Genomic DNA, 14,045 nt, shown 5'->3' on the forward strand with positions numbered 1-14,045 from the left:
TGCGCAGATCGGGCGGCTCCTCGATTATCTGGAGGAGAGCGGACAGCTGGACAATACGATCATCGTCACCTTCTCCGACAACGGCGCCAGCGGTGAGGGCGGTCCGAACGGCTCGGCCAACGAGATGAAATTCTTCAACGGCTATATCGACACGATCGAGGACAGCCTGGCGAAACTCGACGAGCTGGGATCGCCGACCACCTACAACCACTACAGCATCGGGTGGGCGATGGCGTTCAACACCCCGTACAAGCTGTACAAACGCTACGCATCGCACGAGGGCGGCATCGCCGACGCCTGTCTGCTCTCGTGGCCGGCCGGGATCGCCGCCCGCGGCGAACTTCGCCACCAGTACCTCAACGTCAGCGATGTCACCCCGACGATCTACGAATTACTAGGCATCACGCCCCCGGAGACGGTGAAGAACGTGGCGCAGCGCCCACTGGAAGGCGTCAGCTTCCGGGCCCTGCTCGACGACCCGGACGCCGACACCGGCAAGCACACGCAGTTCTATTCGATGCTGGGCACACGCGGCATCTGGCACCGGGGATGGTTCGCCGACACCGTGCACGCGGCGTGCCCGTCGGGCTGGGGACATTTCGACAGCGACCGCTGGGAGCTGTTCCACATCGAGGAAGACCGCAGCCAGATGCACGATCTGGCCGGCGATCGGCCCGAGAAGCTGGAGGAATTGCAGGCGCTGTGGTTCGCCGAGGCCGAGAAGTACAACGGCCTGCCGCTCTACGACCTCGACATCGTCTCGGTGATGCTGCGCGACCGGCCGACATATGCCAAGACCCGCGACACCGCCGTCTACTATCCCGGCATCGCCGAGGTGGGGCCGGGCGCCGCCTTGGAGATCCGCGGCCGATCCTTCGCGCTGCTCGCCGAGACGACGATCACGAGTCCCGACGCCGAGGGCGTGCTGTTCGCCCACGGCGGGCGACTCGGCGGGCACACGCTGTTCTTGCAGGACTGCCACCTGTACTACGTCTACAACTTCCTCGGCGAGGAGGAACAGGTGATGGTCTCCGACCGGCCGGTACCGCTGGGCGACCACATCCTGGGCATGCGTTACGAACGGAAAGGCACGCGGCCGGACAAGTTCACCCCGACCGGGGAGGCGGTCCTCTACATCGACGAGAATCCGGTGGGTTCGCTCGACGATATGCGGACCCAGCCGACCGTGTTCTCCGGCGTCGGCGAGGGTGTCCGGGTCGGTCGCGACGGCGGCCAGTCGGTATCCCCGCGCTACCACGCGCCCTTCCCCTTCACCGGCGGAGTCATGCACCAGGTCGTCGAGGATGTCAGTGGTAAACCGTATCTCGACCTCGAAATGGCCGCCGCCGCAGCCTTTTCGCGGGATTGATGGTGGTGCCGTGGCAACCCCCGCGCGCACGATAGCTGCACCAGTGCCCACGGGATCGCCGCGGCACCACTATCCTCGAACCATGTGTTCTCCCAGTGCCACGCTGACGGTGTGGGCGGGCTCGTGGCTGGCGGGCCGCAGCGCGCCCGACGACGTGCTGGACGCGTTGCGCGCCTGGTCGCCGCAGCACAGTGTCGCCGCCGGTGACCCGCTGACCGGCGGACGGACGGGACTGCCGTGGCCGTCGGCCGAGCCGCTGGAGGCCGGCACCGGAATCATGGTCCTGCTCAAGGTCATTCGCGAGGCTATGGCCGATCCGGGTGCGCAGATGCGGCTGGTACTGCCGGTGCCGGGCGATGCGCGCGGATTGCCGGTGGGCACCGAATTCGCCACGGCGGCAATGGATGCCGAGGAGGGCGTGATCGCCGGCGTACCCGGCGGCGAGGGTGTGGCGCTGGTGCCGCAGTGGACCGACGAGGAATCGTTGCAGTGGACCGTATTCCACACCCCGGTTCCGGTGCCCGCACCGGATATGGCGCTCGGCGAGGCCGAGTACGCGATGCGGGAGGCGGTACGCGAGGCCGCGGAGGCGCTGATGCGGTTACACACCACCGCGGTCGGCGGTGACGACGATCCGCGGGAGTTGATCGAGGCCGAACTGGCCGCCTGCTCGCGCCACATCTATCCGGACTCGGCGCCGCTGCGGGCCCGCCGCATCCTCGATTCGGCCGACCATGTGGCCGCGATCCTCACCGTGGCCCAGCAGACGGCCCCCTCCTCCCCCAGTTCGGCCAGCGCCGTGCAGGCCCAGGAGACGCTGCTGCGACCGCTGTGGAACGCCCTGCGCGCCGCCCGCCTGTCCGCGGTGAACGCGGCGGCCGGTCCGCGCTAGGTCGCGGCCTCGCCCGCAGGCGGCTCGGGCAGATTCAGTTCGTAGTCGTTGTAGCGCCCGCACACTCGCATGCCGATCCGGGCCAGTGCCGCGCGCAGCGCCTCGTCGTCGAATTCGAATACCCGCAGCATGGTGATGTCGGGCATCACGGCGCGCAGTTCGGCTACCACCGCACCGAAGGCGGCGGTCAGCAGATCGGCGTCGGCCTCGCGATGGGCGAAACCCTCCTCGGCGCTGATGTAGGCCTCGGCGCCCCCGGCGAAGGTCGTGATCGTGGTGATCGGTTCCGTCGCCGACCGGGCCGAGAGCACGGTGGTGAGCAGCACCCGCCCCGGCGGGTCGGCCGATTCGGCGAGGGTGTGCACCAGCCGCCGCAGCGGCGCACTGGTGTCCGGGACGGGAGGCCGGGTGAGGTCCAGCTCCCACAGCCGCGCGTATTCGTCGACCCGCCGCGCACCCAGTTCGACCGCGGCCCGGCCGGACGGCCCGATATCGGTGCCCTGCCAGCGCAACACCCGGTATCCGGCGGCGGTGGCCCGGCGCACGGCCTCGGCGGTCAGCCGGCAGACCATCTCGGTTTCGTCCGCCTGCGGTTCGGACTCGTCGGCACGGCCCAGATACAGCGAGTGCACGAGGCGCTGCGCGGACACCGCCTGCACCCACGCCTCCCCCAGGCCGGCATCGCGCAACTCCGCCCAGCCCAGCAGCTCACCGCCGCCGCGGGCCGCGATCACGCCCAGCAGATCGGCGGTGCCGTCGGCGACGGAGATATCTTCGAGCAGGGGCAACCCGGTGCGGCCCGCCAATTCGGCGGCCAGCCGCAAACCCGTTCCCGGATGCTGGTCCCACTCCAGCGCGATGTCCACCTCCGCACAATAGCGGTGAATTAGCTGATCGCAGCCAGTTACCGCGCGAAACGTCGGCGACCGGCCCGACGAGCTCAGTGCTTGCGCACCACCGTCTCCCCCTCGGCCGGTTTCCAGATCACGACATCCATATGCCCGCCGCCCACCTCGACCGCCGAAGCGCCGGTGATATCAGCGGCGAAGAACGGATCCAGGCGCTGTCCGCGCAGGTCGAAACCCGTATCGGCGTACAGCGATTCGGCCCACCGGCGCTGCAGCTCGGCATCGGCCACCGCACGCACCACGCCCCACAGCTTGGCATCCCCGTCGCCGACCTGCGGGTCGACCGTGGCGGTGTGCAGGCAGAAGCGCGGGTCACGGCGCAGATCCGCGAATTTGCGGGTGCCCGGCATGCCCACCAGCCACAACTGCCCCTCGAACAGGCGTGGTTCCAGCGGGCTGATCCGTGGGTAACCGTCGCGGCGAGTCGTCGCCAGCAAGCACAGATGGCCGGCCGCCGCGTGGCGGCGCACAAAGATTCCCGCGATACGCGGGGCGGCACCGGCGAATTCGCTCCACCTCGTCATAGTCGTACGGTAGAACTTTCGGCGGGCACGTCATACAACATCGAGGTCGTCATGAAGATTTCTCCGCGCCGGGCGGCGGGCGCCGTCGCCGCCGCGTTCGCCTGCGCCCTGGTTTCGCCGACCGGGGCGCACGCCGTGGTCGGCGGTGCCCCGGTCGACGCCGCCGACTATCCGTGGCTGGCGGCCATCGGCTCGCCCGTCTACGCGACGCGGCCCGGCGGGCAGTTCTGCGCCGGCGCACTGATCGCCCCCGACCGGGTACTCACGGCCGCCCATTGCGGGGCCTTGGCCCGCACACTGCCGGGAACGACGGTGACCTTCGGCCGCACCGATGTCGCCGGGCACGGCGGGGTCACCATCGGAATCGCCGACGTCCGCATCGACCCGGATTTCCGGGTGTCGCTGTTCGGCACCGATCTGAGCTATCACCACGCTGTCGCCGTGCTGGTCCTGAGCGCACCGGTCGCCCTGCCGACCGTGGCTGTGGGGGCGCCACACGGGGATACGGCGACGGTGGTCGGCTGGGGCGCCACCTCCGAGGACGACCAGTCCAACACCGTGCTGCGGGCGGCGACGGTACCGCTGGTGTCCGATGCGGCCTGCGCGGTCGCCTACGCCGCCGAATTCGATCCGGCCGAGGCGGTGTGCGCGGGTTCCCCCGCCGCCGACACCGCGGAATTCGACAGCGGCGGACCACTGTTGGTGGACGGCAAGGTCGCCGGCATCACCTCCTGGGGTAAGGGTGCGGCCGAACCCGGATTCCCCGGTGTGTACGCGCGGGTGCCCGCACTCGACTTCTGATCAGATCACCGCGTTCGGAGTCATCGCACCCGGACCGGCTGGGCGGGCGCGACCGGGCGGAACGAATCCGGATCGGCGGCCTCCCAGTCGGCGCGCCAGCTCGCCGGCGGATGAACGAGCAACTCCCCGGGCGCGAGCCATTCGTAGAGTTCGGCGTACGACCGGATCTCGTTGGCCGCCACCTTCTTCCGCAGCATGTGGGTATCGAGTTCGGCGGGGTCGTGCACGCCCATCGAGGCCATCATCTGCATCGCCTGGCGCACCGTGGCCTCCTGATACCGCTGCACCCGCTCGGCCTTGTCGGCGACGTCGAGGGCGCGGGCACGCCGCGGATCCTGCGTCGCGACGCCGACCGGGCACTGATTGGTGTGACAGCGCTGGGACTGGATGCATCCGACCGCCATCATCATCGCCCGGGCGGCATTGGTGAAGTCCGCGCCCTGCACCAAGCGCTTGACGATATCGGTGCCGGTGGCCACCTTTCCGCTGGCTCCCAATCGGATCCGATCCCGCAGGCCCGTTCCGACGAGTGCGTTGTGCACCGTCATCAGCCCGTCGGTCAGCGGGAGGCCCACGTGGTCCTCGTATTCCAGCGGTGCGGCCGCCGTACCGCCCTCGGCACCGTCGACGACGATGAAATCGGGTGCGGTCCCCTCGGCGATCATCGCCTTGCAGATCGCCAGGACGTCCGTGCGGGACCCGACGCACAATTTGAACCCGACGGGCTTGCCGCCGGACAACTCGCGCAGCCGGACGAGAAAGCGGATCAATTCGCTCGGGGTGTGGAATTCCGAATGCGACGGCGGGCTGACGCATTTCTCGTGTGCGGGCACCCCGCGATAGCGGGCGATCTCCTCGCTCACCTTCGCGGCCGGCAGAACTCCGCCGAGTCCGGGTTTCGCGCCCTGACTCAACTTCACCGAGATCGCCTTCACCTGGTCGTAGCCGGCCTTCTCGGCGAACTGTTCCGGATCGAAACGACCGTCGCGGGTGCGGGTGCCGAAGTAGGCCGAACCGATCTCCCACACCAGATCCGCGCCGCCCTCCAGATGGAACGGCGTCAGCCCGCCCTCCCCGGTGTCGTGCGCGAAACCGCCGCGGGCGGCGCCGATGTTCAACGCGCGCAGCGCATTCCCCGACAGCGCGCCGAAACTCATCGCCGAGACGTTCAGCAGCGACATGGCATAGGGCTGCCGGCAGTCCGGGCCACCGACCAGCACGCGCGGGGGTTGCTCGGGTTCCGGGAGCGCGGCCACCGAATGGACGAGGAATTCGTAGCCGACGGCTTCGATATCGCGCTCGGTTCCGTAGGACAGTTCGCCGTGAATTCCCTTGGCGCGCTCGTAGATCATCGTCCGCACGTCGCGGTCGAAGGGGCGGCCGTCGAAATTCCGCTCGATGAAATACTGCTGCAGTTCGGGCCGGATACCTTCCAGCAGATAGCGCATATGCCCCAGCAACGGATAGTTGCGCAGGATCGAATGCCGGCGCTGCACCAGATCGTAGGCGCCGACGAGAACGAGCAATCCCGCGCCGACGGCGAGGATCCACCAGGCCCACGAACCGATCGCCGCGATGACGCCCAGGACGACCACCGCCACCGTGAGCAGACCGAAGAGGAAGAATCGCGTCATCGCCCCACCGCCACCTTTCGCACAGGGGTCCTCGCCACCGAGCACGACACCGCGGGACTCCGGCCCGCGCACACCCTACCGTTCATACCCGGGGGCATACCCGCTCGGCGGCGGTTACTTTCGGCGGCGCACCGGTTCACAGCATCCGGGTGCGCAGATCGCCCCGTTGCGGGTACAGCCGTATCCGGGAACCGTGCCCGAGCGCCGGGGTTCGTCCCCGTCGAGATGCTCGCCGACCAGTTCGGCGACCATCCGGGCGAAGCGCGGATCCGGGCCGGGAGTGGTGGCGCGGGCGAAGGCCATACCCAGTTCGGCGGCCTTCTCGGCGGCCTCGTTGTCCAGGTCCCAGACGACCTCGAGGTGGTCGGAGACGAAGCCGACCGGGCAGACCACGACGGCCTCGACGCCCTTGCCGGACAACGCTTCCAGATGGTCGACGATATCGGGATCCAGCCACGGCACCTGCGGCGGTCCCGAACGCGACTGCCACACCACGTCGAAATCGTCGAAACCCGTTGCCGCGGCACACAATCGGGCGGCATCGGCGACCTGGCGGCTGTAGAGGTGACCGCCGTCGGCGGGCGGTCCGGCCGCGACGTCGGCGGCGACCGGAATCGAATGGGCGGTGAACACCAGCCGGGCGCGGTCGCGCGAGTCGGCCGGAAGTTCGCGCACCGCCGCGTGTATGGCATCGGCGAAGGAGTCGATCAGCAGCGGATGATCGAAGTACTGCCGCAGTTTGGTCAGTTCCGGCGCACCCTCGACCGCGGCGCGGGCACGCTCGATGTCCTCGTCGTACTGGCGGCACCCCGAATATCCGCCCCACGCCGAGGTCGGGAACACCAGGGCGTGGCCGATGCCGTCGGCGCGCATGGTGGCGACCGTTTCCTCGATCATCGGATGCCAGTTGCGATTACCGAAGTACACCGGCAGATCCACTGCGCGCGCGGCGAATTCGGCCTCGATGGCGGCGATCAGGTCGCGGTTGAGCGCATTGATCGGCGAGACCCCACCGAAGTGGAAATAGTGCTGGGCCACCTCGTCGAGGCGTTCGCGCGGCACGCCCCGGCCCCGGGTGACGTTCTCCAGGAACGGCATCACGTCCTCGGGGCGTTCGGGACCGCCGAAGGACAGCAGGAGCAGTGCGTCGACGGTCCCGGTCACGGCTGATTACCTCCGGGCTCTCAGTTGGCCGACCAGTTCTCGGGGAACCAGGTGTTGTGGCTGGCGCCGCCGTCGACGTAGATGATCGAACCGGTGGTGCCGGGCAGCCAGTCCGACAGCAGGGTGACGATCGACTTGGCGACCACGGTCGGGTCGTCGACGTCCCAGCCGATCGGCGAGGCGCCGTCCCAGTAGGTGTTGAGCATGTTCAGCTGCTTGGCGTCGTCGGTGGCCGTGCCCGCGATCGCCTTCGCGGCGAGGGTCTTGATCGGGCCCGCGGCGACCAGGTTGGAACGAACCCGCTTGGCCTCGCCCACCTCTCGCGCCACATAGCGGTTCACCGACTCCAGGGCGGCCTTGGCCACACCCATCCAGTTGTAGAAGGGCATCGCGGTGCGCGGATCGAAGTCCATGCCCACGATCGAGCCGCCCTCGTTCATCGCGGGCAGCACCGCGCGCGCCAGCGAGGCGTAGCTCCACGCGGAGATCTCGAAGGCCTTGGCGGCGTCGGCGCCCGGGCCGTCGAGGAACGGCAGCGCGTCGGGGCCCATCAGGGTGCGCGGGGCGAAGGCGATGGAGTGCAGCACGCCGTCGATGCCCTCGGGCGCGAGCTCGCGCACCTTGTCGGCGAGACCGGCGAGGTCGTCCTCGTTGGTGACGTCGAGGCCGATCGCGGGTGCGATTTCCTGCGGCAGGCGCTTGGCGATGCGGTCGATCAGGCGCAGCCGCTCGGGGATACCGGTGATGATCACCTTCGCGCCCTGCTCCTGCGCCACCTTGGCGGCATGGAAGGCGATCGACGAATCGGTGATGATGCCGGTGATCAGGACGGTTTTACCGTCCAGGATTCCGCTCATGGGTGGTGAATTCTCCTCGGGAAACTCGGATGGGAAGTCGGCGGGGGCTCGGTAGCCGGTTGCTCAGTGGCCCATGCCCATGCCGCCGTCGACCGGCAGGATCGCACCGCTGATGTAGGACGCGTCGTCGGAGGCCAGGAAGCTGATCGCCGCGGCGACCTCCTCGGGCTGGCCGATCCGGGACGCCGGAATCGCCTTCAGCGCGATCTCGCGGATATCGTCGGTCATGTCTTGGCGGGTCATATCGGTGTCGATCAGTCCAGGAGCGACCACGTTGGCGGTGATGTTGCGCGAGCCGATCTCCCGGGTGATCGCGCGGGCCATACCGACCAGACCGGCCTTGGCGGCCGCGTAGTTCACCTGACCGGGGACACCCATCTGCCCCACGACCGAGCCGAGGAAGATGATGCGGCCGAAGCGGGCCCGCAGCATCGCCCGGTTGGCGCGCTTGGCGCAGCGCCACGCGCCGGTGAGGTTGGCGTCGATGACGCGGGTGAACTGCTCCTCGCTCATCCGCATGAGCAGGGTGTTGTCGACGATGCCGGCGTTGGCCACCAGCACCTCGACCGGGCCCTGCTTGGCCTCGATCTCACTGAAGGCCGCATCGATCGAATCCGCGTCCGTCACATCGCATTTCACGCCCAGAAGACCTTCCGGCGCGCCCGATCCACGATGGGTGACGGCAACCTTGTGCCCGTCGGCGGCCAGCCGCTGGGCCACCGCGAGACCGATACCGCGGTTGCCACCGGTCACCAGGACCGATCGGGAAGTGAAGTTCGACATGAATGTCAACCTATCTGTTCGAGTTCGACTGTCGTGGCCGGGTTGCGCGGTACCCGTTATGGCAGGCGTTGACGATAGACCAAACCGCTCACCACACCCGCAGCGGTCAGCAGCAGACCCAGTAGCAGCCACGGCCGGCTGGCATCACCCATCTGCATCTCGTAGCCGATCTGCTTGTCCAGGGTGTCGTAGACGGCGCTGAGTTCTTCCAGCGTGGAGGCGGTGTAGAAGTCGCCGCCGGAGATCTTGGCGATCTCGCGCAAGGAGTCGTCGTCGACCGGAACCCGGACGCGCTGCGACCCTTTGCCGTCCTGATCCGGAATCTCGACCGAACCCCAGGTGGTGCCGAAGGAGATGGTCGACACCGGGATGCTCTTCTGCTTGGCGACCCGGGCGGCGACGAAGCCGTGACGGGGGTTGTCGACGTCCTTGTCGTCGGGCACGGTCTGCTTGCCGTCGGACATCAGCACGATGCGTGCCGGGGGCGGCGTCTGCGCCCCGCCCAGCACCGAGGCGAGCGTGTCGATGGCCTGCAGGGCGCTGAAGATGCCCTCACCGGTGGCGGTCCGTTCGGCGAGCTTCATATTGTTGATCGCCGCCTTCATCGCCTCCCGGTTGGTCGTCGGTGAGACCTGCACCGATGCGGTACCGGCGAAGGTCACCAAGCCCAAATTGATCCCCGGGGTGAGACCGTCCACGAAATCGGTCGCCGCCTTCTTCGCGACCTGGATCCGGGACGGCGGCACGTCGGTGGCCTCCATCGACAACGACACGTCGATCACCAGCATGACCGTGGCCCGGTTGCGCGGCACCTTCTCGGCCGCCTGCGGACCCGCCGCGGCGACCGTCAGCAGAGCCAGGCCCACCAGCATCAGCGCCACCGGCGCGTGCCGCCAGTTGCTGGGACGCTTGGGCGCCACTCTTTCGAGGGTCTCCATATTGGAGAACCGCAGCATGTGGCGTTTGCGCCGCCGCTGGACCAGCACGTAGAGCAGCGCGATCGCGGCGACGACGATGAGGAATGCCAGCCAGATCGCGGACGTGAAATGCGAAATACTCACTGTCGGGGCACCCGCCCGGTCGGGGCGCCGAAGGTGTGGCGCCGAGTGGACACGAAACGGACCACGTCGGCGATCCAGTCACGATCGGTGCGCAGCGTCATCACGGGCGCGCCGCAACTGCGCAACGCCGCCTCGACCTGTTCGCGATGCTGCTGGGCAGCACGGCCGAAATCGGCGCGCAGGGTGGGAGTGACGGTGAATTCGCGGGTGCGGCCGGTTTCGGGATCGTGGAGCACCACGTCACCGACATCGGGCAGATCCAGATCCAGCGGATCGAGGATCTCCACACCGAGCAGATCGTGACGGCCGGAGATCGCGCGCAGCGAACGCTGCCAGTCGATCTCGCCGAGGAAGTCCGAAATGACAACGGCCAGACCGCGTTTGCGTTGCGGCCGGCGCAGCGATTCGATGGCGCCGCGCAGATCGCCGCGCACGCCGTCGCTCGCATGGGGGGTGGTCGCGATGCTGCGCAGCAGCGACTGGGCGTGCACCCGGCCGGTGCGGGCCGGAATCCGGTACAGCCGTTCGCCGTTGGCGACGACCGCGCCGACCCGGTTGCCGCCGCCGCTGGTCAGATGCGTCACCGCGGCAGCCGCCGCGACCACCAGATCACGCTTCTGGCACAGCGCGGTGCCGAAGTCCAGACTGGCCGACAGGTCGACCACCAGCCAGGTCTCGAGCTCCCGGTCGGCGATCATCTGCCGCACGTGCGGATGGGTGGTGCGGGCGGTGACCGACCAATCCATCTGGCGCACATCGTCACCCGGCTGATACATCCGCGCGTCCCCGGGTTCGGACCCGGGGCCGGGGATCAGGCCGAGATGATCGCCGTGCAGCACGCCGTCGAGGCGGCGGCGCACCGTCAGCTCCAGAGTTTTCAGCGCGGCCGACAATCGCGGATCGCGCAGATCTCCGGACCGGAACGACGGCGGGGCGCTGTCGGGATGAGCGGGGACGTGAGCTGAGTTCGTCACTGGCGCAACCGAATCCGATGCCCCGCTCACTGGCGCTGCGGCTGCCCGGCGCCCTGACCGTTCTGCGGCTGACCGGCCGGATGCGGGGCGATGGGCTGCGGCGCGGCAGCCTGCGGACCCGGAGCCGGCATCGGCGCGGGACCGCCCTGGGCGGGTGCGTTGGCCTGGGTGGCGACCTGCGGCAGGCCGACCGTCTGCAGCACCCGGCGGATCACGTCGTCGGGGCTGACCTCGTCGGCGAGGGCGTCGTAGGACAGCACGAGACGATGGCGCAGCACATCCGGAACGACCTCGACGACGTCCTGCGGCACCACGTAATCGCGGCCGCGGATCAGCGCGACCGCGCGGGCGGCGGCGATGATGCCGAGGCTGGCACGCGGCGAGGCGCCGTAGGCGATCCATCCTGCGACGTCGTCCAGCCCGAATTCGGCCGGCTTGCGGGTCGCGGCGATGACGCGTACGACGTAGTCGACCAGCGCGTGGTGGACGAAGGTGTTGGCGGCCAGTTTCTGCAGCCGGATCAGTTCGGCCGGCTCGAGGATCCGCTTGGGCTCCGGCGGGGTCACACCCATCCGGTAGATGATCTCGCGCTCCTCCTCGACCGTCGGATAGTCGACGACGACCTTGAACAGGAAGCGGTCGCGCTGCGCCTCGGGCAGCGGGTACACGCCCTCGCTCTCGATCGGGTTCTGGGTCGCCATGACCAGGAACGGATCGGGCATCGGGTAGGTCTTGCCACCGATCGACACGTGCCGCTCGGCCATGACCTCGAGCAGTGCCGACTGCACCTTCGCGGGCGCGCGGTTGATCTCGTCGGCGAGGACGAAGTTGGCGACGACCGGGCCGAGTTCGGTATCGAATTCCTCGCGGCCCTGCCGGTAGATGCGGGTACCGATCAGGTCGGTGGGCACCAGGTCGGGGGTGAACTGCACGCGCGAGAAGCTGCCGCCGACCACCTTCGCGAAGGTCTCCACCGCCAGCGTCTTGGCGATACCGGGCACACCCTCGAGCAGCACGTGGCCGCGAGCCAGAACGCCGACGAGCAGCCGCTCGACCAACCGGTCCTGACCGACGATGACCCGTTTGACTTCGTAGATCGCCTTCTCCAGGGTCGCGACGTCACGCTCCAAAGTGCCCGAGGCGGCCTCCGCCTGCTTCACCGCACTCCCAGCGCTCACATCGTCCGTCGAAGTCACCAAACTCCCCGCTTTCGCTTCGGTCTCCATGCGTGCCGCCCCAACTATTCCAGGTATCGAGCAAGATTGCCGCAACTGGGCTCGCACAATGTCGCGGGCCAGGCCTTCCGGGCGGATCGGAAGGCACTCGACGGTGTCCGGAATGCGCTGATTCCGAATTGCCGTGTCGCGGCGGGTGGCCGCGGCGGGATCAGCCCACCGCGGCCAGATATTCGGCGTAGAACAGCGCCAGCCCCACCGCGGCCGCGATGCCCGCGAGCAGCCAGAATCTGATGATCACCGTGGTTTCGGGCCAGCCGCCGAGTTCGAAATGGTGGTGGAACGGCGCCATCTTGAACAACCGGTTGCGGGTGGTGCGGAAAACCGCGATCTGCAACGCCACGGACAGAATTTCGGCGAAGAACAACGCGCCCACGACCACCATCAGCAATTCGGTGCGGGTGGTGATCGAGATTCCGGCCAGCAGCCCGCCCAGGGCCAGCGACCCGGTATCGCCCATGAAGATCTTGGCCGGATTGGCATTCCACCACAGAAATCCGATGCAGGCGGCGCCACCGGCCGCGCACACCACGGCCAGGTCGAGCGGGTCACGCACGCTGTAGCAGCCCGGAAGCGCGTGGGCGGCACAGGAATTGGTGTACTGCCAGAAGGTGACGATGACGTAGGCGCCCAGCGCGAAACCCATCGATCCCGCGGCCAGGCCGTCCAGCCCGTCGGTGATGTTCACGGCGTTGGACCAGGCGACCACCACGAAGCAGACCGCCAGCAGGAAGACCACCAGCGGGAAGGCCACCGTGGGCCAGTCCCGCACATACGACACCTGCCGGCTGGCCGGGGTCAGCCCGGTGCTGCCGGGAAAGCGCAGCGCCAGGATTCCGAAGATCACGGCCGAGCCGATCTGCCCGATGTACTTGCCCGTCGCGGTCAGACCCAGATTGCGATGCTTGCGGATCTTGATGAAGTCGTCGAGGAAGCCGACGAAGCCCAGCGCGGTGGCCAGGCCGAGCACCAGCAGCCCGGACGCCGACGGCCCGTCGGCGTCGTAGCGCAGGCCGATCAGGTGCGAACCCAGATAACCGGCCCACAACCCCGCCACGATGGCGATGCCGCCCATGGTGGGCGTGCCCCGTTTGGCCTGGTGACTCTGCGGTCCCTCGACGCGGATCTGCTGGCCGAGATTTCGGCGTGCGAACAACCTGATCAGCAACGGCGTCACGGTGATCGAGACCGCGAGTGCGATCGCCGCCGAGAACAGGATCTGCCTCATCAATACCCCAACTACTGCCGAACTCTCGGCTCGTGCCGAACGGACCGGCACGATATGTGCCGATTCGCATGGTAGCCAAGATCATTCGGAGGTGCGTCAGGTGATCAGGCGAATCGCGTACGGCATGATGCCGCCCTCGCGCACCGGCGAAATCTTCACGACGTCACCGGATTCGGGCGCCTCGATCATCTTGCCGTCGCCCAGGTACAGCGCGACGTGCTCGCTGCCGTTGGACCCCCAGAACAGCATGTCGCCACGCTCGCGCTGGGCGACCTTGACCCGGGTGCCCATCGTGTACTGGTAGCCGCTGTAGTGCGGCATGGAGATGCCGACACCGGCGAAGGCGTAGATCATCAGGCCCGAGCAGTCGAAGCCCACCTTGTTGTAGTCGCCGTAGGAATCGGCCACGCCGCCGTCGTGGATGCCCTTGGTGGGCCCGTCCTCGTCGCCGCCACCCCAGGCGTAGGTGACGCCGAGTTGCGACATCGCGCGGTCGACGACCGTCTCGATCAGTTCGGAGCGGCTGCCGCTGGGCCGGCTGGGGGTCGACATCGACCGGCGCGGCGGCGGTGCGTTGTCCAGCTGGGTGTGCGGCCGCTTGCCCGCGCCGAGTTC

At 68.4% G+C, this 14,045-nt stretch carries 14 protein-coding genes; 3 read left to right on the top strand and 11 right to left on the bottom strand.

Annotation, left to right across the window (positions count from 1 at the left end):
* Window positions 1-1,369 (top strand): sulfatase-like hydrolase/transferase (locus RJ03_RS14240; RefSeq protein WP_036502312.1); only part of this gene is annotated, 1,369 nt, incomplete at its 5' end.
* A gap of 82 nt (window positions 1,370-1,451) precedes the next feature.
* Complete coding sequence (locus RJ03_RS14245) at window positions 1,452-2,261, top strand: Rv1486c family protein (protein WP_036502313.1); 810 nt, start codon at window positions 1,452-1,454, stop codon at window positions 2,259-2,261.
* On the opposite strand, the gene RJ03_RS14250 is transcribed toward RJ03_RS14245, so the two are convergent.
* Together RJ03_RS14250 and RJ03_RS14255 are read right to left on the bottom strand one after the other, a co-directional pair.
* Window positions 2,258-3,127 carry a hypothetical protein gene (locus RJ03_RS14250; RefSeq protein WP_036502314.1) on the bottom strand — a complete coding sequence of 290 codons (870 nt, stop codon included), beginning with the start codon at window positions 3,125-3,127 and terminating at the stop codon, window positions 2,258-2,260. The two genes, RJ03_RS14245 and RJ03_RS14250, sit on opposite strands and share 4 nt — an antisense overlap.
* Window positions 3,128-3,201: 74 nt before the next feature.
* Window positions 3,202-3,693 (bottom strand): pyridoxamine 5'-phosphate oxidase family protein, encoded by a 492-nt coding sequence (locus RJ03_RS14255; RefSeq protein WP_036502316.1) that lies wholly within the window; start codon window positions 3,691-3,693, stop codon window positions 3,202-3,204.
* A 51-nt stretch (window positions 3,694-3,744) separates the two neighbouring features.
* Between RJ03_RS14255 and RJ03_RS14260 the strand changes: the two genes are divergently transcribed.
* Window positions 3,745-4,494 carry a S1 family peptidase gene (locus RJ03_RS14260; RefSeq protein ID WP_036502318.1) on the top strand — a complete coding sequence of 250 codons (750 nt, stop codon included), beginning with the start codon at window positions 3,745-3,747 and terminating at the stop codon, window positions 4,492-4,494.
* 20 nt (window positions 4,495-4,514) lie between these two features.
* Here the strand turns inward: RJ03_RS14260 and RJ03_RS14265 are convergent, their stop codons facing one another.
* The 9 genes from RJ03_RS14265 to RJ03_RS14305 form a co-directional block, all read right to left on the bottom strand.
* The gene (locus tag RJ03_RS14265) at window positions 4,515-6,128 is read right to left on the bottom strand and encodes an FMN-binding glutamate synthase family protein (RefSeq protein ID WP_036502320.1); all 1,614 of its coding nucleotides are present in this window, start codon (window positions 6,126-6,128) and stop codon (window positions 4,515-4,517) included.
* A gap of 114 nt (window positions 6,129-6,242) precedes the next feature.
* Window positions 6,243-7,292 carry a ferrochelatase gene (locus RJ03_RS14270; protein WP_036502323.1) on the bottom strand — a complete coding sequence of 350 codons (1,050 nt, stop codon included), beginning with the start codon at window positions 7,290-7,292 and terminating at the stop codon, window positions 6,243-6,245.
* Between the two features lie 20 nt (window positions 7,293-7,312).
* Window positions 7,313-8,149 carry an NADH-dependent enoyl-ACP reductase InhA gene (gene inhA, locus RJ03_RS14275; protein ID WP_036502325.1) on the bottom strand — a complete coding sequence of 279 codons (837 nt, stop codon included), beginning with the start codon at window positions 8,147-8,149 and terminating at the stop codon, window positions 7,313-7,315.
* A 63-nt stretch (window positions 8,150-8,212) separates the two neighbouring features.
* Complete coding sequence (gene fabG1, locus RJ03_RS14280) at window positions 8,213-8,932, bottom strand: 3-oxoacyl-ACP reductase FabG1 (protein ID WP_036502327.1); 720 nt, start codon at window positions 8,930-8,932, stop codon at window positions 8,213-8,215.
* A 56-nt stretch (window positions 8,933-8,988) separates the two neighbouring features.
* On the bottom strand, window positions 8,989-9,993 hold the full coding sequence (locus RJ03_RS14285) for a VWA domain-containing protein (protein WP_036502329.1): 1,005 nt from the start codon (window positions 9,991-9,993) through the stop codon (window positions 8,989-8,991).
* Window positions 9,990-10,967, bottom strand: coding sequence for a DUF58 domain-containing protein (locus RJ03_RS14290; protein ID WP_036502331.1), 978 nt, complete (start codon window positions 10,965-10,967; stop codon window positions 9,990-9,992). The genes RJ03_RS14285 and RJ03_RS14290 overlap by 4 nt, the downstream gene beginning before the upstream one ends.
* A 26-nt stretch (window positions 10,968-10,993) precedes the next feature.
* Window positions 10,994-12,163: a chaperone MoxR1 gene (gene moxR1, locus RJ03_RS14295; protein ID WP_051024680.1), complete on the bottom strand. Its 1,170-nt coding sequence runs from the start codon at window positions 12,161-12,163 to the stop codon at window positions 10,994-10,996.
* A 190-nt stretch (window positions 12,164-12,353) separates the two neighbouring features.
* On the bottom strand, window positions 12,354-13,430 hold the full coding sequence (gene mraY / locus RJ03_RS14300) for a phospho-N-acetylmuramoyl-pentapeptide-transferase (RefSeq protein WP_036502335.1): 1,077 nt from the start codon (window positions 13,428-13,430) through the stop codon (window positions 12,354-12,356).
* A 96-nt stretch (window positions 13,431-13,526) separates the two neighbouring features.
* The coding region (locus RJ03_RS14305; RefSeq protein WP_036502337.1) for an NlpC/P60 family protein at window positions 13,527-14,045 on the bottom strand (519 nt) is incomplete at its 5' end.

Source organism: Nocardia aobensis NBRC 100429, from assembly GCF_000308375.1.
In the GTDB taxonomy this organism is placed as follows: Bacteria; Actinomycetota; Actinomycetes; order Mycobacteriales; family Mycobacteriaceae; genus Nocardia; species Nocardia aobensis.

Coding starts and splice junctions, on each gene's coding strand:
- RJ03_RS14245 (WP_036502313.1), top strand. CDS start 1,452: ATGTGTTCTCCCAGTGCCACGCTGACGGTGTGGGCGGGCTCGTGGCTG.
- RJ03_RS14255 (WP_036502316.1), bottom strand. CDS start 3,693: ATGACGAGGTGGAGCGAATTCGCCGGTGCCGCCCCGCGTATCGCGGGA.
- RJ03_RS14260 (WP_036502318.1), top strand. CDS start 3,745: ATGAAGATTTCTCCGCGCCGGGCGGCGGGCGCCGTCGCCGCCGCGTTC.
- RJ03_RS14265 (WP_036502320.1), bottom strand. CDS start 6,128: ATGACGCGATTCTTCCTCTTCGGTCTGCTCACGGTGGCGGTGGTCGTC.
- inhA (WP_036502325.1), bottom strand. CDS start 8,149: ATGAGCGGAATCCTGGACGGTAAAACCGTCCTGATCACCGGCATCATC.
- fabG1 (WP_036502327.1), bottom strand. CDS start 8,932: ATGTCGAACTTCACTTCCCGATCGGTCCTGGTGACCGGTGGCAACCGC.
- mraY (WP_036502335.1), bottom strand. CDS start 13,430: ATGAGGCAGATCCTGTTCTCGGCGGCGATCGCACTCGCGGTCTCGATC.